Consider the following 20,146-nt stretch of genomic DNA (forward strand, 5'->3'; position numbering starts at 1 on the left):
AACTCTCTTTCAGAATTTCAGCGGCCAGGCGAGGCGCAGTGCCGCTGCGATGAGGATTGCCGGCAGCAGCGGATCTCCGGGAAGCAGCAGCAGGACCGTGTAGACTGCGCTTCCAGCGACCCATCCGGCGGCGGAGAAGGTGGTGCTCCAGCTGCGGGGAAATCCCGATGCTCCCGCGATCTGCGCCCGGATGCTGCCGGTTGCAATTGCGACGATGGCGGTGACCGCGAGCCAGGAGGGCTCCGCCGCGATGACGCTTCCCGGAATGAGCCAGACGGCGGGCAGCACCAGCGCGATGAGCGCGAAAATCCGTGCGGCTCTGGCGCGCAACGGCAGTGCGGGACAACTCAACCCGATACAGCTCCAGAGCAGAGCCGCCGGGAGTCCGTGGAAAAGTTCCCGGATGGACATCGCGTCGAAGGCGGCCAGCAGAATCAGGGCGAAACCGGCGGAGTTCTCCACGAGATCGAATCCGTGTGGATTGCGGCCGAACCGGCCGAAGTAGAGCCGGACCGCCCCGTAGCAGAGGAGCGCGAGAAACACGCCTCCGTAAAACCATGCGGAACGATTTTCTTCTCCCGCGGAGGAGGGCACATCCGCCGGCGGGGGGAGTTGCGGCAGTTCCGTTCCCGTGTCATAGAGCGCCGTGAAGATTCCGGCCGGAACGATCGATTCGCCGCCGAACGGCGCGAGCAGCTTCTGCAGCCGGAGATCGAGCAGTTCCAGATCGGCCGAAACCGCACTGCGCGCCGCGGCGACCCGTTTGCCGTCCGATCCCGGAACCATTGCCCACTGGGCCGTATCGGGCAGCAGCAGGCGATTTTCGCTCGGCAGAACGAGAATTCCTTCCGGCGCGAGAAGATCCCAGAGCTTTTGTACGAAGCCGCGCCGTGCCGCTTCGCTGCCGCGCGGAAGCTGGTCGGCGTAAATCAGGTGGAAGCCCGATTTCAGGCCCGGCAGCACGCGCCCGGGCGGGCCTTCATGCGGGTGGAATTTCGGATTGCCGAAGCGGCCGAGAATCACCCCCTGCGGCCAGATGCTCTCGACCCGTTCGACGAACGGCATCTCCAGCCAGACCCCGGGGATGAGGGAGTTTCGTTCCGAAAGAAAGAGAATTCGGGTCGAATCGGCGTTTGCCATGAGCAGCGCCGGGAGCGCCGGCGCGACCGCGTGCGGCTGCGGAAACGAAACCGGCGGCCGCCGCGGGAGCATCCCGTGGGTGAAGAGAATCGTCGAAAGCGGCAGCAGTACGATCATCGCCAGACGCATCAGCCAGTGCGCCTTGACCCAGAGGATCAGCGAGGAAAAGAGCAGGGGGAACAGCACCATCTGCCAGAGCGCGGCCCGCTCCGGATTTCCGGCGAGCAGAAATGCCGAACACGCGAATGCGCCTCCTGCGAGGAGACGCCATCCTCCGGAACGGAGCGGCAGAGCCGTCAGGTAGCCTCCCGCGAGAATTCCGCAGATCGCCAGCGCGGTTTTCGGACCGGGCAGAAGCGTGTACAGAAAAAGCAGAACCGCCGGGAGCACGAGCAGTCCGCGCGTATCGGATTTCCGGCATCTTTCGCGCCAGCTTCCGGCCAGAACCGCTCCGAAGATCGCTTCGAGCCCCGCGATGAAGAGCGCCGTCGCCGGATTGCCGAAGGGGCCGGAACCGGACTCGAACGAGCCGATCGCCCCCGTGAAGGCCGCCCCGAGAAAGAGACCGGGACATACGCCGCCGCAGATCAGACGGGCAATCCGTTCCAGTTTCCGTGCGGCTGGGGAGCTCTCCCAGGCGGGGAGGGGCTTCCGGTTTGTTTCTGTCGTCATCGGGGCTCCATTGTGTTGATGTTTTTTCAATATAGTGTTAAAGTTCGAAAAAATCCAGTTCCGCGGGTTGCTATTTTGGCGGGAAACGTTATCTTAAAGTACCTGAGTGAGAGTGGATGCATCCGGAAAGGAGAAGTTTGATTGATATGAAGAGCAGTGATTTTCTGATTGCAAGCCTCGGAAAGAGGCTGCTGGATTCTCCGCTCAGCCCGACGACGGCGTTTATCCCTGACGATGCCACCGTCGCCTACGACAGCGATGCCGTGAAACTCGCCGAGTATGTGCGCAAGGGCGAGACGATTCCGGCGTTCGAGCTGGCCGGGCCGCGCGCGAAGATCTACCATGATCCGGCCTGGAGCAAGGCGGCCGTCCTGACGGCGGGCGGGCTCTGCCCCGGATTGAATGACGTGATCAAGTTTCTGACCAGCACTTTGCGCAATCAGTACCGGGTTCCGATCGTCTACGGCATCCGCTACGGCTACCGCGGCTTGAATCCCGCGAGCAAACTCGCGCCGCTCGTGCTGACCGACGAGAACACCGACGATATTCACGAACAGGGCGGGACGATTCTCGGCTCCTCGCGCGGCGAGGAGGATACCGCCGTGATGGTCGATACGCTCATGCGCATGAACATCAATCTGCTCTTCTGCATCGGCGGCGACGGAACCGCCCGCTGTGCGCATGAGATTGCGATTGAGGCGCAGAGACGCGGTCTTTCGATCAGCGTGGTCGCGATTCCCAAGACGATCGACAACGACATCGGTTTCATCGACAAATCGTTCGGTTTCGAGACTGCGGTCGCGACCTGCGGCCATTTCGTTTCCGGCGCGCACAACGAGGCGAAGGGGGCCTACAACGGCATCGGGCTCGTGCGCGTGATGGGTCGGGATTCCGGATTCATCGCGGCCTACGCCGCGCTCGCGAATTCGTACATCAACTACTGCCTTGTCCCGGAACGGAAGTTCACGCTCGAAGGGGAGGGGCCGGATGCGCTGCTGCCGAATCTCGTCGAACGCATGAACAGCAAGCATCACGCCGTGATGATCGTCGCCGAGGGCGCGGGGCAGGAGCTCTTTGAAAATCTTCCGGAGATGCACGATGCCTCCGGAAACCTGATCCACAACGACATCGGCATTCTGCTGCGCGACAAGATCCGCGAATATTTCAAGAAGCTGAACATCGAAGTCAACGTGAAATACTTCGACACCTCCTACGCGGTCCGGAGCGGTCCGTGCCACGGCGCCGATGCGGTATTCTGCGCGATGCTCGCGCAGAACGCGGTTCACGCCGCGATGGCCGGGAGAACCGACATGGTGATCGGCCACTGGGGGGACAACTTCACGCATGTGCCGATTTCGCTCGCGACGCGGCGGCGCAAGAAGATCGATCTCAACAGCCAGCTCTGGACGAGCGTCCGGGCGACGACCTGTTTCTGATTTTTACGTGTTTCCGGAGGAGAGAACATGCTTGAACAACTGAAAAACGTTTCGAAAGCGGTCGATACGCTGCTGGCGTCCGACGGCTTTCCGAAGACGATTCGTCCCGAGTATCTGCGTTCGGCGGTGCTGGATTACCCGCTCAACGGCGGCAAGCGGCTGCGTCCGGCGATTCTGATCTGGTGCTGCCGATTGCTCGGCGGCAAGCAGGAACAGGCGCTGTATCCGGCGGCCGCGGCGGAGGTCTGTCACAACTGGACGCTCGTTCATGACGACATCATCGACCAGGACCAGACCCGCCGGAACCGTCCCGCCTGCCATGTCGCGCTCACGAATGAGGCGCGCGGGCGCTTCGGACTCTCGGAGAACGAGGCCGGGCGGACGGGGCGTGACTTCGCGATTCTGACCGGCGACGTGCAGCAGGGGTGGGCGAACGATCTGCTGCTGCGCGCGGCTGATCACGGGGTTTCGCCGAAGGTGGTGGTCGGGCTGATGCGCCGCTTCCAGGAGCTGGCGAACCGCGATCTCATCAGCGGAGAGGCGCTCGACGTCGAATTTTCGCTGCGTTCGGTCGAGTCGATCGAACTCGACGAGGTGCGCGAGATGCTCATGGGCAAGACCGGCGCACTGTTGCGCTTCTGCGCCGAGGCCGGGGCGATGATTGCGCTCGAAACGGACGATCCGGAGACTCCGGAGGTGAAGAAACTCGGAGAATTCGCGCTTGCCGCGGGCAATGCGTTTCAGCTTCGTGACGACTATCTCGGGATTTTCGGTGAGTTCAAAACCCTCGGCAAACCGATCGGCGGCGACCTGCGCGAAGGGAAGGCGACGCTGCTGTTGCTCTCGGCGCTCCGCATGGCCGAACCCGCCGCCCGCGGGCAGCTGCTGCGGATGCTCGGACGCCGGGAGTACACGCAGCACGACCTTGACTGCGTGCGGAAAATCATGGTGGACTCGGGCGCGGCCGGAAGTCTCAACTGCGAGGCGGAGGTGCTCGCCGACAAGGCGCGCAGGATTCTGAACGAGTTCCCGGAAAATGAGTTCCGGACATGCCTGCTCGAACTGGTCGACTACCTGATTACACGCGAAAAGTAAGTTGCGGAGAGTCCCGGCGGAAGCCGGGATTTCTGCTTCCCGGCACGGGATTCTTCAGAAGAGGATCCGGGCGATGAAGATCGAGTTGTCGCTGCCGTGGTCGAGACAGCGCTGCAGATTTTCCGGCCCGAGCGGTCCGGGGCTCTGCATCCACTCCGAGGCGACGATCCACGACTCCCGGTCGCTGATCCGGCAGCAGCCGAAGTTTCCGAGCCGCGCGCCGCGTTCCGGCACGGCGATCCGTTCGGTGGAGCGGATGACCCGGAGCCGTTCCGGATCGACCTCCGCAATGAAGAGCGGGGCGCGGTGACGGAAGATGTGGTCGTTGTTTCCGGCGCGCCGGGTGTAGACCAGATAAAGTCTGCCGCCGCCCGTGATCCAGTGCTGCTGCGTATTGTAATTTCCGAGCGGCTCCCCGTCGTCGAACCGCCACTCAACGGGGGCGGAATAGTGCAGCCCGTCCGCTCCTGTTGCGACGAAACCGGCTTCGTCATTGCGCAGCGTGAGGAAATAACGGCCGCCGTATCCGGCGATCGAGGGTTCGCAGAATCCGCGCGGCACCGGAGTCGTCAGAAAGCTGCCGCATTCGAGCACGCGCAGACTTTTCCCGTCGAATCCGCACCGCATGACGGCGGCTCGATAACTGTTGTGCCACGGGTCGAGCGCCTCTTCGCGGTTCATCGTGTAAACCGGAATCAGCAGTTCGCCGTTGTCGAGCTCGAGGTACTGGGTGCATCCGGCTGCGCAGGCGAAGAAGTTCCCCTCCGGATCCTCCGGCATATCGAGGACTTTGTATTCGCTCCAGTTCCCGGTTGCTGGATCCATCGTGCTGTAAAGTGTATGGCGCGGCCGCGGCGGCGGGACGAATTCGTCGTCGCAGTAGAGCATGCTCGCTCCCGTGAGCAGAAAGGTTCCTGTTGCCCGGTGGTAGAGCGGGGTCGCGTCTGCCATCGCGATTTCCCAGCCGTCCCCGCCCGGGAACGGACGGCGCGACAATTCCCGAACGGGCCGGATCGCAGACCAGTTCCTCCCTTTGTCGCGGCTGGTCAGCTCATGCAGTCCGTAGTAGATGTCGCTGCCGGAGAGCCGCAGCGGCTGCGTGGTCATGACCGCGAACCCGTCCGGCGTCATCGCGGCGCGCGCGTGCGTAAAACAGGTTTCCCCGGTGAAATTTGTTTCTATTTTCCGGAGTTCAATCTCAAACATGTCTTTTCTCCATCCGGATTCCGCGTGTGATCTCTTCGGCGTCAGACGGAGAAAAACTGCCGGGAAAGGCCGACAGACAGTTCGCGCTCGCCGCCGCCAGCGCCCGCCGAAACGCCTCGAATGGATCGACGCCGCAGAGCAGTTCGCTCGCCCAGACTGCGCTGGCAGTGTCGCCGCAGCCGATCGGGTTCACGATTCTTTCGAGGGACGGAAGTTCATAGACCGCAAGCTGTCTGCCGTCGGAAGCATACGCCCTGCCCGGCCCGTCCGTGATCGCCGCGAGTTTCACCGCGGAGAATTCGAACACTCTGGCCAGACCGTCGCACACATCCTCCGCCCCGGTCATGGCGCGGAGTTCATCCGTGTTGATCTTGAGCCACAGTTCCGCGTTCGACTCGAACACGGGGCGCAGATTCTGGTAGGAGTCGATGAGCAGCGGCCTGCCGCATGCTGCGGCGACGGCGGCCGCACGCGGATAGAGCATCGGATCGGTTCCAGTCGGCAGCGTGCCGCAGAACGCCCCCGCGTCCGACTCGTTGAGCCACTCGCCGAACCGTTCGAGCAGAGCATCGACTTCAGCTGCGGCCGCCGCGAACGACGGCTCGATCACTTCGGTCATCGTCTGCGTTTCGAGACACAGACAGGTCGTGCAGCAGCGGGTCGGCGCGACGGTCGGCACCGAAAAGACCGGCATCCCTTCTTCCTCGAGTCCCGCCCGGATCTTGTCGCCGTTCTCTCCGCCGGCAAACTGAATCAGCCGCGCGGCAACTCTGCCGTGACACGCGGCCGCGCGACAGAAATTGATCCCTTTCCCCGCCGGGAATGTCTGCATTTCCCGCGCACGGTTGATCGCTCCGTAGCGGAAATGTTCGAAAAACAGCGTTTTCTGCCAGGCCGGATTCGGCCCGAGTGCCACGATCCGCTTCATCCGGCAACTCCTCTGAGTATCGCCACGACCTCGGCGTCGGAGAAGTCGCGCGGATTGCTCTTCATGCTGCCGGAGCGGCAATTTTTTACAATGAAGTCGAAGTGTTCCTCCCGGAGTCCGTATCCGCGGAAGTCCGCGGGCAGGCCGGCCGCCCGCCGCAGCTCTTCGAGTGCCGCGATCAGCGCCTCCGGGGTGTCGCGGATCAGCTGGTTTGCGAGGAACGTCATTTTCTCCCGGCAGGTCGGCAGATTCCACCGCAGCAGTTCCGGCAGCAGCACCGCGCAGCAGACGCCGTGCGGCACGTGCAGCAAACTCCCGAGCGGATGCCCGATTCCGTGCACCGCGCCGAGACTCGACTGCGTGAACGCCATCGCGCCGAGCATGCTCCCTTCGGCCATCGCGATCCGTGCCGGTTCCGAGTGACCGCGAACGGCCGGAAGCAGCGCGGGATGGAGTGCGAGCGCCGCCTTCAACGCGAGCGCTTCACTTGAAGGGGTCGCTTTTTTCGAGAGAAAACTCTCGATTGCCTGGGTCAGCGCGTCGAATCCGCTCGCAGCCGTGACGCCGGGAGGACAGTCGTACGTGAGTTCCGGGTCCACAATCGCCACATCCGCGAACATCGTTGCGTGGCGGAGCGACTGCTTGATTCCGGTTTCCGGGTCGATCAGCACCGCGTTCGGCGTGATCTCCGCCCCCGTTCCGGAGGTGGTCGGCAGCGCTGCGAAGAAACACCCCTTGCCGGGGATCTGCCGCCGACCGTAAAAGTAATCCGCCACGCATCCTTCGAGCGGTAAAAGCGCCGCCGCGCTCTTGGCCGTGTCGATCGCCGAGCCGCCGCCCCAGCCGATCACGTTCGCCGCGTGAATCTCCCGTCCGGCGGCGAGCACGCGCTCGACGTCTTCGAGCGGCGGCTCCGGACGGACGTCGGCGACGATCCGGACTTCCCGCCCTTTCAATTCCGGCAGCAATTCGGACTCCACGCGCTCTTTCGAGTGACGTCCCGCGACGACGAGCACATTTCCCCCGGCGAGTTTCGAGCCGAGCCTGTGACGCTCGCCGCAGCCGAACAGGATCTCTTTCGGAAGTTTGAATTCGCAGTTCATGCTTTCCCCTCGTGTTCGGTCAGGTATAAATAGAGATTCCGGGCGGCTTCGCTCTCCGCGTGCTTGCGGCTGGCGGCGCGCCCGAATGCAACATAGCCATGCAGGGAGACCTCCACTTCATAGACCGGCAGATGTTCCGGTCCGGTCGTGCGCAGCACGGTGTAGACCGGCTGTTTCCCCCAGCGGTGCTGCGAGTACTCCTGGAGAAGCCCCTTCGGATTGATTGAGCTCAAAAGCGAACGCGGCTCCGGGTACTCCTCCCGGAACATCTTCAGGATAAAATTTCTGGTCTGTTCGAATCCCCCTTCGAGGTAGAGCGCTCCGAGCACGGCTTCAAAGAGATCCGCCAGCGTCGAATCGCGTCCGGCTCCCCCCGCCTCCTGCTCTCCGCGTCCGACGAGCAGATATTCGCCGAGTTCGAGCTTGCGGGCGAGTGCCGCAAGCGCCCCTTCCCGGACCAGCGCCGAGCGCATCTTGGTCAAAGCCCCCTCGTCGCACTCCGGATACAGATTGAAAAGATATTCGGTCAACACGATTTCAAGCACCGCGTCCCCGAGAAATTCAAGCCTTTGATTGTCGTAGGGGAGGGCGTTCTCCACGGCATAGGAGCGATGGGTCAACGCTTCGTTCAACCGGCTGTTTCCGCAGTTCTCCGCGCCGAGCCGGATTTTCAGTTCATCAATATTGCGCGCCACGGTTCCACTCCGAACTTTCGTATTTGGCACGGGCGAGGATTTCCGCCCGTTCGAGCCACGCATCCGGAATTTCGTGTTCCCGGAACCGGATGTGAAAAAAGGATTCCAGCGCCGCGATCAGCGACTCATTCAGCTTCTCCCAGTCGCCTCCTGCGACTGCAAGACGGATGCTGCCCTGGTGCAGAATGCCGTTCCGGGTGCGGCGCTGCGCGGCTCCCGCATACTTGCCGCCGTCCCCCTCCGCGACGACATCGAATCTGCTCGGGGAGACGAAACACTTCATCGTCGCCCGGTCGACGTGCGCACTCTCTCCGCTTTTAAGTTCCGCCGTCACGCCGAGGGCGGAGAGCATCGGCAGCATCGCCTCGTGAAAAACCCGGTAACTCTCCATCCGGTTCAGTTCCGTGAGCGCGTGCCCGGCCGGAATCACTGCCGTATAGGTGAGGTCCGCATCATGAAAGACATTGCCGCCGCCGGTCGGGCGTCGCACAATCGCGTAACGTGCCGCCTCCTTCTCCGGATAAAGCTGCGAACTGCCGATCGACAGCGAAGGACGGTCCCAGCGGTAGGTGCGGATCAGCGGAACTCCGAGACTGCCTGCCTCTTCAAGCAGAATCTCATCCATGCTCATGTTGAAAAAGGGATCGTGCACCGTGTCGCGCCAGAGCAGCCACTCTTCCGTCATTGTCTGCCGTCCTTCCGGATGCGGCCGGTCAGATATCCGACCCGGTTGTCAAGAGCACTCCCGGCGAGATTGTAGCCGGAAAGCTCCTTGTATTTGCGCGTGAAGTCCCCGATGACCGTGTCGAAATCGAGCTTCACCTTCGGCGCGCGCGCCTTCACACAGCGAAGAAACGAGGAGATCACACGTGCGAGTTCACGTTTGCGGCGCGGCTCCGGCATCTCCTCCACGTGAATTTTGCACCCGTCGAGGTCGATGACGCCCCAGCCGGAGTAGATCCCGACTGGACTCTTGCGGCAGAAGATGTTGCGCAGACTCAAGTCTCCGTGTTCGACACCGGCGGCGTGCATCTTGACCAGCAGCGCAGTCACTCCCGAGACGAACTGCCGGTAAGGGTCTCCCTGTGCGAACTCCCCCGCGAGTTTGTCCAGCGGCAACTGCAGCGAAGAGAGCTCCCGCGTCACGACGAAATCCTCGAAGGGAATCCCGAATCTCGTCCGCCGCGCCGTCACAAGCACCTCCGGCGTCGGGATTTCAAACTCCCGCAGCCGCACCGCCCCGGCCAGAACCCGATCCGGCCGGGGGAGTTTGAAGAGCTTCCGGAATCCGTTCCAGTAACCCCGGAAGTTGTATCGTTTGATGAACACGCCGCCCGCGACGACGGCATAGACCTTGCGGCCGTTCTTGCAGCGGCGGGCGTCGGGATCGTTGATCTTGTTCAGGATTTCCGCCGGATCGTTCCCGGCATGCATCCACTCCCGTCGCACGAGCCCGGAGCAGCCGGAGCCCTCGAACGGAATGTAACTCCCGTTCTCCATGATCGTTTCGAGAATTTCCGGCATGCCGGGCTGTTCCATGGCCTTCTCCTGAAATTACAGGTTTTCGACCACGAGGTCGCCGACTTCGGTGGTCGAGTAGCCCATGCGGCCCGCAGCCATCGACTTGAGCTTGTGGCCGGTCACGAACTCGATGCTCTTCTCGATCGCCTTCGCCGCTTCCTTTTCTCCGAGGAAGTCGAGCATCATCGCCGCCGCGCCGATCGCCGCAAGCGGGTTGATGACGTTTTTGCCGGTGTACTTCGGCGCCGAGCCGCCGATCGGTTCGAACATGCTCACACCCTTCGGATTCAGGTTGCCGCCCGAGGCGACGCCCATTCCGCCGGAGGTCATCGCCGCCAGGTCGGTGATGATGTCGCCCATGAGGTTCTCCGTGACGATCACGTCGAACCACTCCGGATTCTTCACCATCCACATCGTCGCGGCGTCCACGTGGCAGTAGTTCGGCTTGACGGTCGGGTAATCCTTCGCCATCGCATGGAAGGCGCGATCCCAGAGACCGCAGACGTAGGTGAGAACGTTGGTCTTGCCGACCAACGTGAGCTGCGAGGTGTAACCGGCCTTCTTATCCTCTTCGGAGAGGCCGCGCCACGGATTCTCCTTCGTGTGGCGCTTCGCGGCCAGTTCGAACGCGAACTTCAAACAGCGGTCGACCTGCGCGCGGGTGTAGACCCAGTTCTGGCAGGCGACTTCATCGAGCGTATCGATCTGAACGTTGCCGCCCATGCCGGTGTAGACGCCGCCGCTGTTCTCGCGCACGACGACATAATCGATGTCCTCGGGCTTCTTGTTCGCAAGCGGAGTCTCGACGCCCGCGTAGAGCTTCACGGGACGCAGGTTGATGTACTGGTCGAGGTCGAAGCGCAGCTTGAGCAGAATTCCCTTTTCGAGGATGCCCGGCTTCACATCCGGGTGGCCGATCGCGCCGAGCAGAACCGCGTCATGCTTTTCGAGCTGCGCCTTCGCGTCGGCAGGGAGCGTTTCCCCGGTCTTGAGGTAGTGTTCGCCACCCCAGTTGTAATACTCTTTTTCCGTTGTGAAACCGAACTTTCTGCCGGCGGCGTCGAGAACCTTGACCGCCTCGGCGATCACTTCCGGACCGGTGCCGTCGCCCGGCAGTACGGCGATTTTATAATTTTTCGACATTTTGAATTTCTCCATGAATTGCAATCGGAATCAGTAACGCTTCTGCTTGCTGTTGGCCAGCACGCGCAGACGCAGCGCATTCAGCCGGATGAAGCCCTCGGCATCCTTGTGGTTGTAGGCGCGGTTGTCCTCGAAGCTCGCGACATGATCGTCGTAGAGGCTGTATTCGGAACGGCGGCCCGTCACATGGCAGGCGCCCTTGAAGAGCTTCACGCGGACTTCGCCGGTGACGAACTTCTGGCTCTCGGTGATCGCGGCCTGAAGCATCTCGCGCTCCGGCGCGTACCAGAAGCCGTTGTAAACCATGTCCGCGTAGCGCGGAATCAGGCTGTCGCGCAAATGCATGACCTCGCGGTCCATCGTGATCTCCTCGAGTCCGCGGTGGGCGATGTTCAGGATCGTGCCGCCGGGGGTCTCGTAGACGCCGCGCGACTTCATGCCGACGAAGCGGTTTTCGACGATGTCGACCCGGCCGACCGCATGCTCCTTGCCGAGCGCGTTGAGCTTGCGCATGATGTTCGCGGGCGAGAGCTCCTCGCCGTTGATCTTCTTCGGCACGCCCTTTTCAAAGTAGATGATGACATCTTCCGGCGTGTTGGAGGCCTGCGACAGCGGTTTGGTCATGACCGCGATCTCGTCGGGGAACTCGTTCCACGGATCTTCGAGGATGCCGCCTTCGAAGCTGATGTGCAGCAAATTGCGGTCCATGCTGTACGGCTTGGCCGCGGTCGTGGTGACCGGGATGCCGTTCTTCTTCGCGTACTCGACAAGATCCATGCGGCCAGCGAAATCCCACTCGCGCCACGGGGCGATGATCTTGATGTTCGGCTCGAACGCGTAGGCGGTCAGCTCGAAGCGGACCTGGTCGTTGCCCTTGCCGGTCGCACCGTGGCAGATCGCGTCGGCCTTCTCGGCGCGGGCGATCTCGATGAGGCGTTTGCCGATGAGCGGACGCGCAATCGACGTGCCGAGCAGATAGTTGCCTTCGTAAATCGCGTTGGCCTGCATCATCGGGAAGATGAAATCACGGGCGAACTCTTCGGTCAGATCCTCCACGTAGCACTTCGAAGCGCCGGTGCGGATCGCCTTCTCTTCGACGCCGTTGAGTTCCTCCTCCTGGCCCACGTCGGCGCAGAAACCGATCACTTCGGCGTTGTACTTCTCTTTGACCCACTTGACGATCACGGAGGTGTCAAGCCCGCCGGAATAGGCGACGATTACTTTCATTTTACCACTTGCTCCTTGTTTGTTTCAGCGGTTGTGTTTTGTGCGATGAGATAATTCGTGCTGGTCGGGAAGGCGAATTCCAGCCCGGCAGCGTTGAATCGTTCCAGAATCTCGAGATTGATCTCCTGCTTCCACTTCTGCATCTGTACGTAATCGAGCGTCTGGAACCACAGTATGACGCTGATGTCCAGCGAGAAAGCCTGGAAATCCGTGAAAAAATAGAGCGGCGGGAGCTGCTCCGCATCAAATCCCGGATGATGGTCGAGAATATCACTCAGGATCGTCAGGGCAAGTCGCATCTGCTCCGGGGTGGTGTTGTAGACCAGCCCGAGTTTGAACGAGTGTTTGAGATACGGCCGTTCCGTGATGTTTTCGATGGTGTTGTCCGCGACAATCCGGTTCGGAATGTTCCAGATCGTACCGTCCAGCGAACGCAGCCTGGTACTGCGCAGCCCGACCTCCTCCACCGTTCCGGAGGCTTCGCCGATCGTTACCCGGTCGCCGATTTTGAACGTCTTGTCGGATACGATCGACATTGCGCCGAACAGATTCCCCACTGTATTCTGGGCGGCGAACGCGAGCGCCAGACCGACTACCCCGGCGCCGGTGACGAGCGCCGCGACATTCAAATTGAACAGGTTCTGCGCGATGAAGATGACCGCCATGACCCACACCGCGGTTTTGATGGTCCGCCGGACCAGATCCGCGAGCAGCTGGTTGAGCCGGCAATCCTCGTTGACCCGTCTCTGCTGAAAGTAAAAATTCACCACCGCGATGATTCGGAAAATTCCCCAGAGAAATGCGAGGATGAATCCCGCGTAGAAAATCTTGGCCAGCCACAGATCGGTCGAACCGGGAAAATGCACCATGTTGTTGCAGGCCGACAGCCCGATGAGCAGCAGCAGCAAAGTAAGCGGCGCTCCGATGCGTTCGACGATTTCGCGCGGCAGTTCCGACGGCAGTTTCCGCATGAGTTTTGGCAGCAGCGAGAGGAAAAGCCATCGTATCGCGAATGCAAGAACAAGTGTGACGGCAATGCCGACCGCCATCATGAGAAGATTGCCGCGTTCCTCCTGAAACCATTCCACCGCATCTTCCCAGAGCAGACGGAAGAAGCCGAATCCGTCCTCAATGCTGTCGACCTTCGTGATGTCCGGCGTCACCGGTGGCACTTCCGGTTCCGCGGGAACATCGGCAGTTGCGAAAGGCAGCGAAAATAAACTGAACATGAAAACTTTCCCGAATCTCTGCTTTTAAATTGAGAAAATCGCTCTATATTATCCACAAAGCCGGATTCCGGCTCCATTTTCATATAAGATAACACCACTGGCGGTAAATTGCCATTCCGCCGGTAAAAATTCACGATATTTAACGGCGGAGCCGGGACGGGAGAGTATGGCGCAGGAGTTTTTCGAAAGTCTGGTCGCGTGCATCCGGAAGGATGCGGAGGCGCATCCGGGGCAGAGCATCGATCCGGAGGTGCTCCGGGAATTCATGGGCGGAGCTCATTCCACGCCGGAGAATGCGGCCGCCGCACCGCGTCCGACACCGACACAGACACCGTTACCGTCACCGCGCCCGGCGCCGGTTTCGGCGACGCCGCGTTCCATACCCCGTCCGATTCCTGCCCCGGCGCCTTTTCCGGGACGGGAGCAGCCGCAGAATGCCCGGATCGCTCCTGCACCCGTTGCGATGGAGAGCATCCATTCGCTCGACGAACTGCACCCGGCCGTGCTCGCTTGCAGTCGCTGCCCGCTGGCTGCCACGCGGCACAACGTCGTCTTCGGCGAGGGGGATCCGCATGCGAAACTCATGTTTATCGGCGAAGGGCCGGGTTACGACGAGGACATGCAGGGGCGTCCCTTCGTCGGCCGGGCGGGGCAGCTGCTCGACAAGATGATCGCCGCCATGCAGTTTAAGCGCGAGGAGGTCTACATCGCCAACGTCGTGAAATGTCGTCCCCCCGGGAACCGCGTTCCCTCTCCTGATGAAGCGGCCGCCTGCATCGGATATCTCAAGAAACAGATCGCCCTCATCCGGCCCGAGGTGATCGTGCTGCTCGGTGCGACCGCCGTGAATTTTCTGCTCGGCAAACGCGAAGGAATCACGCGGCTGCGCGGGAAATGGCTCGGTTATGACGGAATCCCGGTCATGCCGACCTTCCATCCGGCCTTTCTGCTGCGGCAGGAGTCGGCCAAACGTGAGGCGTGGGCTGATCTTCAGCAGGTTATGAAGGTGTTCGGCAAGGTTTACCGGCGGCAGGGGTAGCCGCGCGGACGGTGCGGGGGGGCTCTTGTAATTTCTGCCCGGATGTGCTATATTCTTTTTTCAGAAATTCAATCTGAGAGGAGAGTGTGTCATGCCTTACGATGTCGCGAATATCACCATCCGTTCCGCCGGAAAAGATCAGCTTTCAACCGTGGCGGAACTCGCCGAGCGGATCTGGCCGGATGCGTATCGGGCGATTCTGAGCGAGGGGCAGATTCGTTACATGCTCAAAATGATGTACGATCTGCCCGTGCTGGAGGAAGAGTATGCGGCTGGAACCCGGTTCGACCTGATCTATGACGGCGACAAGCCGATCGGATTCACGAGTTACGGGCCGTGCCCGGAACATCCGCATTTCTGTGCGAAACTGCACAAACTTTATCTGGACAAGGCGTACCATGACCGTGGCATCGGTACGCTTGCGCTCCGGCATGTGATCGAGGAGGCGCGCAGCCGTGAGTACCGGGTGCTGCATCTGAATGTGAACAGGCACAACGCGACAGCGATCCGCGCCTATGAGCGCAACGGTTTCGTGAAGGCCAGAGAGAGCGTCACCGACATTGGAAACGGTTTTGTGATGGACGATTACGTCATGGAGATCAAGCTCTGAGCCGCGCAGCCTCAGCGGTGTTTCCTCCGCAGACTTGAGGAGGGAATGCCGATCGCCTCGCGGTATTTGGCTACGGTCCGGCGCGCGACCGGAATTCCGAGGGTTTTCAACTGCCCGGCAAGCTGTTCGTCAGAGAGCGGCTTGTCGGGTTGCTCTTTCTGGATGAGTTCCCGGATCTTCTCCATGACCGCCCGGTTCGAGAGTTCCGCGCCGTTTTCTGCGGTGAAGCCTGCGCTGAAGAAGAATTTCAGCGGGAAAAATCCCTGCGGAGTGCGCACGAATTTGTTTGCAACGGCGCGGCTGATCGTGGTTTCGTGCAGTCCCAGCTCCTCGCCGACCTGGCGCATTGTGAGCGGGTGCAGCGCCTCGACTCCCTGTTCAAGGAAGTCGCGCTGAGTCCTTGCGATGACTCCCGCGATCCGGACGACCGTGCTCTGGCGCAGTTCGAGAGCACGCACAAGTTCGCGTGCCTGCTGGAGCTTCTCCCGCAGATAGGCGCGGTCTTCCGGCGAGAGGTCGGGCGCTTCCAGCAGTTTTACATACCGTTCCGCGAGAAAGAGCCGCGGAGTTCCGGTCCGGCATGCGCGCGCTTCGAACGATCCGTTGCTGCGGACGATTTCCACTTCGGGCGCGATGAATTCCGAGTGTTCCGGAGCGAGCGCCGAGCCGGGGAAGGGGGAGAGTTTGCGCAATTCCGCGAGTGCGGCATTGAGTTCGTCGAGGCTGATTTTGAGCGTTCTGGCCAACTGCGGCAGGCGGTTGCGGGCCACCTCGTCGAGGTGGTGTTCGAGGATCTCCTTCAAAACGGGGGTGAGCGCGTGCTTGCGTTCGAGCTGGAGACGCAGGCACTCCGCAAGATCGCGGCAGCCGACGCCGGGCGGATCGAAACTCTGCACAACCTTCAGCGCTTTTTCCACGGTTTCAACCGGCTCGCCTGTGGCCATGGCGATGTCTGCGACGGTGCTGCGCAAATATCCGGAGTCGTCGATCCCGCCGATGATCTCCGAGGCGGCGCGGCGGACCTCCTCCGGCAGCGCGGTCATCGAGAGTTCGAATTCGAGCTGCTGCTGCAGCGTCGGAAGGTCGGAGATGGAGTTCATCAGATACTCTCTGCGTTCTTCGTCCTCGGCGGAAGCGGAGCGTTCGGGAGGCAGCGGCAGTTCATCGTTCCACTCCTCGGCTTCGGCGGCTTCGGCGGGGAGGAGGGATTCATCTTCGCTTGCGGCGGCCGGTTCCGGTTCGGCGGCCGGCAGCGGATCGTCATGTTCGGCTTCGAGCATGGGGTTGCTCTCCAGCGCCTGGGTCAGTCTTTCCTCAAGTTCCAGGAGCGGGAGATTCAGAAGTTCGAGACTCTGAAGCTGCCGCGCCGAAAGCTGCTGTTCCTGTCTGAGAGTGGTCGTTAGTGTTTGCTGATTTCCGGACATGGTGATATATTAAGAAATAATCTTTCGAAAAACTTGTTGTTTCGGGTCGAATGCGTTTGCATTTTACCCGGATAGAATTTAAATTTGAAAACGGTATTTTTCCACCCGGATTCGGGTTTTTTTCAAGAAAAAGCACAATCTTCGCCGGAGAAAGACGGTTTTCTGGAACGGACAGGGTCTATCGTATGGTCAAATTGAGCGTACTCGGCAGCGGCAGCCGGGGCAATGCACTGGTTCTAGCCTGCGAGGCGGGAGCGCTGATCGTGGACATGGGGTTTTCCCGCCGCGAACTCAGGAACCGCATGAGTTCACTCGGGCTCGATCCCGGACGGCTGCGGGCCGCGCTGCTGACGCATGAGCACGACGACCACTCGAAGGGATGCCGCGTCTTCTGCGACGACCTCGGGATTCCGCTTTGCACGGCGGCGTCGACGGCGGAGTATCTGCGCCGCCGGGGAAAATTGCCGGAGCGCGTTCTGGAGTTCGAGCCCGGACATGATTTTCAGATCGCCGGTTTTGAGATCTCGCCGTTCGCGGTTCAGCACGATGCGGTCTGCCCGGTCGGTTTCGTGATCCGGCGCGGAAGCTGTTCGATCGGCATCGCGACCGACCTGGGGGATGTGAATGCTCTGGCCAGACAGCGTCTGCGCGGATGCAGCGCACTGGTTCTTGAAAGCAATTACGATGCGAAAATGCTGCGCGACTCCGATCGTCAGCTCTATTTGAAACGTCGCATTCTCGGGCGGCACGGCCACCTCGACAACGTGGTTGCCGCCGAGGCGATCGGCGAACTGCTGACCGAACGGACTTCGGTGCTGATGCTCGCGCACCTCTCGCAGGAGTGCAATGATCCCGGGCTGGTGCGGGCGCTTTTCGAACGGCGGCTCGCGGAGATCAACCGGAGTGATCTCCGGTTCGAGGTGCTTTCCCAGGAGCGTCCGGTCGGGCCGGTGGAACTTCGGGACGACTCTTCTGCACAGGAGGTGTTCGCGTATGCCGCAAACTGATCCGGAACCGATCAAGGTATTCTGCCGCGGGTGCAAGGCGAAGCTCGACATGAGCGGGCTTGAGCCGTTTTCCCGCGTGGCGTGCCCGGAGTGCGGCACGATTCTGCGCGTGCCGATGCGGTTCGAGCGGTATCTGCTGGAAAAACTCTGCGGCCGCGGAGGGATGTCCTGTGTCTATCGGGCGATCGATCCGCAGCTCGCCCGCCGGGTGGCGGTGAAGATCCTCGACCCGGCCAACGAAGATGTGAACAGCGAAGTCGCGCATTTTCTCGAGGAGGCGAAGATCGTCTCCCGGTTGAGCCATCCCGGGATCATTCCGGTCTACAACTGCGGAGTCTGGGAGGGGCAGGCGTTCATGGCGATGCGCTTCATGGACGACGGCAGTCTCGAACGCCACTTGAAGGAGGGAACGTTGCCGTCGCGGTCGATTCTGCTCGGGCAGCTTACGGTGATCGCCGAGGGGCTCGCATACGCGCAGGGGCGAGGCGTGGCGCACCACGACGTGAAACCGGGGAACATCCTGCTCACGAAGGAGGGCGAGGCCAAACTCGGAGACTTCGATCTGGCCGACGTGTCGGTGGAGAAGGGTTTTGCCTCGGTTCGCGGAGGTTTCGCCAGCCCGGCTTATGTGAGTCCGGAACGGCTTTTCTTCGGTGCGGAGGATTACCGTGGAGACATTTTCAGTTTCGGGGTGACGATCTATGAACTGCTGGCGGGCTCTCCGCCGTTCGGGATTGTCGGCGAGCCGGAGGAGCTGCTTGAACGGAGGAATCGGAAGGAGTATCCGGCTCTGGTGAAACTTTCGATCGGGTGTCCGCGGGAGCTGTCGGATCTGGTGGACCGGATGCTTTCGTATTCGCCCTCGGACCGTCCGGAATATCCGGAAATCATCCGGGTTCTGCGGGAATCCGCCGAGAAGGGGGAGAACTCCGGTCCCGGAACGGAGACCCGGGCGTTTTTCAGCCGTTTCCTGAAACGGCTTGGTTCGAAACAGCAGTAGAAAAGAGAGAAAGGGGAGTTCTGCATGAGGATCACCGGAAAAATCACCGGCGCAATTCTTCTGCTCGGTCTGCTGTGCGGAATTTGTGCGATTCCGATTCTTCTGCTCGGTTTTCCGGAACTGATCCATTCCCACGATACCCCCGGAAGCGAGCACGAGGTGACCGAATGGCTGGTTTTGTTCGGGCTGGGCGGGCTGCTGCTCGGATTTCTGCTGACCGTTCTTGTTTTGATCCGGATCGTGCGGCGGGTCGTGCTGCCGCTGCGGGATGCGATCGAATTCGCCGACCGGCTCGCCGCGGGAGAGTTTCCACCCCGCCTCGCGGAGTACGGCAACAGCAACGACGAAGTGCGGCTGCTCTGTACGGCGCTGAATCTGCTGCGCGACCGGCAGATGAACCTGAACAGCAAGCTCAAGCTCCGGCTCTCGCGCGAGGCCGAGACGCGGCGCGACGCGGAGTCGCACTCCATGCTTCAGCTGCGGATCATTGCGCGGCTGCTGCCGGAGATGCGCATCCCGCTGGGGTCGATCAAGGGGTTCTGCCGGATTCTGCTGCTGGAGCTCGGGTCAAAGGAGCCGGACCGGGAGGAGATGATCCGGCTGCTCGAGGAGACCGGACACCGGGTCGGGACGATCTCCCGGCAGATCGAGCGGCTGCTCGATATCTCAAAGCTCGACCGCGACCGCTGGAATCATTTTGAGGCGGTCGAATTCAACACTGCCGAATTGATGCGGGAACTGGTCGCATTCAATCAGATTTCGCTGCAGGAGCGGGAAGTCATGCTCGTAAATCACTTTTCCGCGAGCGCACCGGAGCGGATGGTGCAGGATCGCGAGCTGCTGCATCAGCTGCTGGTGATCCTGATTCTGGCTGTCGGCCGGGCCGCGGCGGCGGGCGAGACGCTGGTTCTCTCCTGCTTCCGGGAGGATCATCGGGTGGTGTTTGAGGTGTGTGATTCGAAGCATGCGCCGCTGCGTGAGCCGCTCACGGAGCTGTTCCGGGCGTACGAGGAGAGCCATGAGACGGAAGGAATCGCGGCGGAGCCTCTGAGCATATCGATTCTCGGGCTGGTTTTCGCCCGGGAGCTGGCTGCGAAACTCGGCGGTGTTCTGAAGGTGTTTTCGAACGAACGGGCGAATGCGGTGCTGCGGTTCGAACTCTCCGACAACTGTGTGTCGCGCAACGGCGAGGTGCCGCTGATGCGGACTCCCGTGCGGGATTATCCGCAGCGGGAAACGGAGACGACCAATCCGAATCCGCCTGGAGAAGGGGAGCGAATCCGGGTCCTGCATGGAACCGAGGTCTCCGATGCGCCGCTGCTGCTCGGTCGGCTGCTCGGAGCGCAGAACATCGAAGTACACAGTTTCTCCGATGCAAACCGACTGTTTGAGGAGGTTCGCAGAACACGGTATGATGTCATGGTGCTTTCGCCGACGCTGCGGGGATATGAATTGCCGGTGTTGATCGGGGAGCTGCGTCGTGCAGCCGGAAGGCGCGACCTGCCGGTGGTGGTGATCGCCAGTTCGTTCCCGGAGGAGTTCCGGCGGGAGCTGGCGGCGCTCGGCCGGGTATTCCCGCTGAACGTTCCGGTGAATTTCGCGTTGCTCGGCCGGCTGATCCGCGAATCGGTCGGCGGCGGAAAGGGGCGGAGCTGATGGTAAACAATCGCG

At 61.4% G+C, this 20,146-nt stretch carries 18 protein-coding genes; 7 read left to right on the plus strand and 11 right to left on the minus strand.

The window, feature by feature from the left end; genetic code table 11:
- Positions 1-9 precede the first annotated feature (9 nt).
- Positions 10-1,812, minus strand: a complete 1,803-nt coding sequence (locus Q0K10_RS10500) for a hypothetical protein (RefSeq protein ID WP_294506719.1) — start codon at positions 1,810-1,812, stop codon at positions 10-12.
- 146 nt (positions 1,813-1,958) lie between these two features.
- Between Q0K10_RS10500 and Q0K10_RS10505 the strand changes: the two genes are divergently transcribed.
- Together Q0K10_RS10505 and Q0K10_RS10510 are read left to right on the plus strand one after the other, a co-directional pair.
- Positions 1,959-3,248, plus strand: coding sequence for an ATP-dependent 6-phosphofructokinase (locus Q0K10_RS10505; protein WP_294506721.1), 1,290 nt, complete (start codon positions 1,959-1,961; stop codon positions 3,246-3,248).
- A 27-nt stretch (positions 3,249-3,275) separates the two neighbouring features.
- Positions 3,276-4,343 carry a polyprenyl synthetase family protein gene (locus tag Q0K10_RS10510; protein WP_294506724.1) on the plus strand — a complete coding sequence of 356 codons (1,068 nt, stop codon included), beginning with the start codon at positions 3,276-3,278 and terminating at the stop codon, positions 4,341-4,343.
- Between the two features lie 54 nt (positions 4,344-4,397).
- Here the strand turns inward: Q0K10_RS10510 and Q0K10_RS10515 are convergent, their stop codons facing one another.
- Genes Q0K10_RS10515 through Q0K10_RS10555 form a run of 9 tightly spaced genes read right to left on the minus strand, consistent with a single transcriptional unit; the run spans position 4,398 to position 13,395 of the window.
- Positions 4,398-5,549: a sialidase family protein gene (locus tag Q0K10_RS10515; protein ID WP_294506726.1), complete on the minus strand. Its 1,152-nt coding sequence runs from the start codon at positions 5,547-5,549 to the stop codon at positions 4,398-4,400.
- A complete protein-coding gene (locus tag Q0K10_RS10520; RefSeq protein WP_294506728.1) occupies positions 5,542-6,477 on the minus strand; it encodes a PfkB family carbohydrate kinase in 936 nt (311 codons plus the stop codon). Before Q0K10_RS10520 ends, Q0K10_RS10515 begins: the two co-directional genes overlap by 8 nt.
- Positions 6,474-7,580 carry an iron-containing alcohol dehydrogenase gene (locus Q0K10_RS10525; protein ID WP_294506730.1) on the minus strand — a complete coding sequence of 369 codons (1,107 nt, stop codon included), beginning with the start codon at positions 7,578-7,580 and terminating at the stop codon, positions 6,474-6,476. Before Q0K10_RS10525 ends, Q0K10_RS10520 begins: the two co-directional genes overlap by 4 nt.
- Positions 7,577-8,275, minus strand: a complete 699-nt coding sequence (rnc, locus tag Q0K10_RS10530) for a ribonuclease III (RefSeq protein ID WP_294506732.1) — start codon at positions 8,273-8,275, stop codon at positions 7,577-7,579. The genes Q0K10_RS10525 and rnc overlap by 4 nt, the downstream gene beginning before the upstream one ends.
- Positions 8,259-8,960, minus strand: coding sequence for a biotin/lipoate A/B protein ligase family protein (locus Q0K10_RS10535; protein WP_294506734.1), 702 nt, complete (start codon positions 8,958-8,960; stop codon positions 8,259-8,261). Before Q0K10_RS10535 ends, rnc begins: the two co-directional genes overlap by 17 nt.
- The gene (locus Q0K10_RS10540; RefSeq protein ID WP_294506736.1) at positions 8,957-9,814 is read right to left on the minus strand and encodes a lipopolysaccharide kinase InaA family protein; all 858 of its coding nucleotides are present in this window, start codon (positions 9,812-9,814) and stop codon (positions 8,957-8,959) included. Before Q0K10_RS10540 ends, Q0K10_RS10535 begins: the two co-directional genes overlap by 4 nt.
- Before the next feature lie 15 nt (positions 9,815-9,829).
- Positions 9,830-10,939 (minus strand): 3-isopropylmalate dehydrogenase, encoded by a 1,110-nt coding sequence (locus Q0K10_RS10545; RefSeq protein ID WP_294506738.1) that lies wholly within the window; start codon positions 10,937-10,939, stop codon positions 9,830-9,832.
- 30 nt (positions 10,940-10,969) lie between these two features.
- Positions 10,970-12,166, minus strand: a complete 1,197-nt coding sequence (locus Q0K10_RS10550) for an argininosuccinate synthase (RefSeq protein ID WP_294506740.1) — start codon at positions 12,164-12,166, stop codon at positions 10,970-10,972.
- Positions 12,163-13,395, minus strand: a complete 1,233-nt coding sequence (locus Q0K10_RS10555; RefSeq protein ID WP_294506742.1) for a mechanosensitive ion channel family protein — start codon at positions 13,393-13,395, stop codon at positions 12,163-12,165. The genes Q0K10_RS10550 and Q0K10_RS10555 overlap by 4 nt, the downstream gene beginning before the upstream one ends.
- 166 nt (positions 13,396-13,561) lie before the next feature.
- Here Q0K10_RS10555 and Q0K10_RS10560 point away from each other — a divergent pair, with 166 nt between their 5' ends.
- Together Q0K10_RS10560 and Q0K10_RS10565 are read left to right on the plus strand one after the other, a co-directional pair.
- Complete coding sequence (locus tag Q0K10_RS10560; RefSeq protein WP_294506744.1) at positions 13,562-14,434, plus strand: uracil-DNA glycosylase; 873 nt, start codon at positions 13,562-13,564, stop codon at positions 14,432-14,434.
- 91 nt (positions 14,435-14,525) lie between these two features.
- Positions 14,526-15,044, plus strand: coding sequence for a GNAT family N-acetyltransferase (locus Q0K10_RS10565; RefSeq protein ID WP_294506746.1), 519 nt, complete (start codon positions 14,526-14,528; stop codon positions 15,042-15,044).
- A gap of 11 nt (positions 15,045-15,055) precedes the next feature.
- Here the strand turns inward: Q0K10_RS10565 and rpoN are convergent, their stop codons facing one another.
- The gene (rpoN, locus tag Q0K10_RS10570; RefSeq protein ID WP_294506748.1) at positions 15,056-16,468 is read right to left on the minus strand and encodes an RNA polymerase factor sigma-54; all 1,413 of its coding nucleotides are present in this window, start codon (positions 16,466-16,468) and stop codon (positions 15,056-15,058) included.
- Positions 16,469-16,653: 185 nt separating this feature from the next.
- On the opposite strand from rpoN, the gene Q0K10_RS10575 reads away from it, so the two are divergent.
- Genes Q0K10_RS10575 through Q0K10_RS10585 form a run of 3 tightly spaced genes read left to right on the plus strand, consistent with a single transcriptional unit; the run spans position 16,654 to position 20,131 of the window.
- Entirely contained in the window at positions 16,654-17,475 is an 822-nt protein-coding gene (locus Q0K10_RS10575; RefSeq protein ID WP_294506751.1) for an MBL fold metallo-hydrolase, read from the plus strand.
- Positions 17,462-18,475 carry a serine/threonine-protein kinase gene (locus Q0K10_RS10580; protein ID WP_294506753.1) on the plus strand — a complete coding sequence of 338 codons (1,014 nt, stop codon included), beginning with the start codon at positions 17,462-17,464 and terminating at the stop codon, positions 18,473-18,475. The genes Q0K10_RS10575 and Q0K10_RS10580 overlap by 14 nt, the downstream gene beginning before the upstream one ends.
- Positions 18,476-18,499: 24 nt before the next feature.
- Positions 18,500-20,131 carry a hybrid sensor histidine kinase/response regulator gene (locus Q0K10_RS10585; protein WP_294506755.1) on the plus strand — a complete coding sequence of 544 codons (1,632 nt, stop codon included), beginning with the start codon at positions 18,500-18,502 and terminating at the stop codon, positions 20,129-20,131.
- The last annotated feature ends 15 nt before the right edge of the window (positions 20,132-20,146 follow it).

The sequence above is a fragment of the uncultured Victivallis sp. genome, from assembly GCF_944391105.1.
Taxonomy (GTDB): domain Bacteria; phylum Verrucomicrobiota; class Lentisphaeria; order Victivallales; family Victivallaceae; genus Victivallis.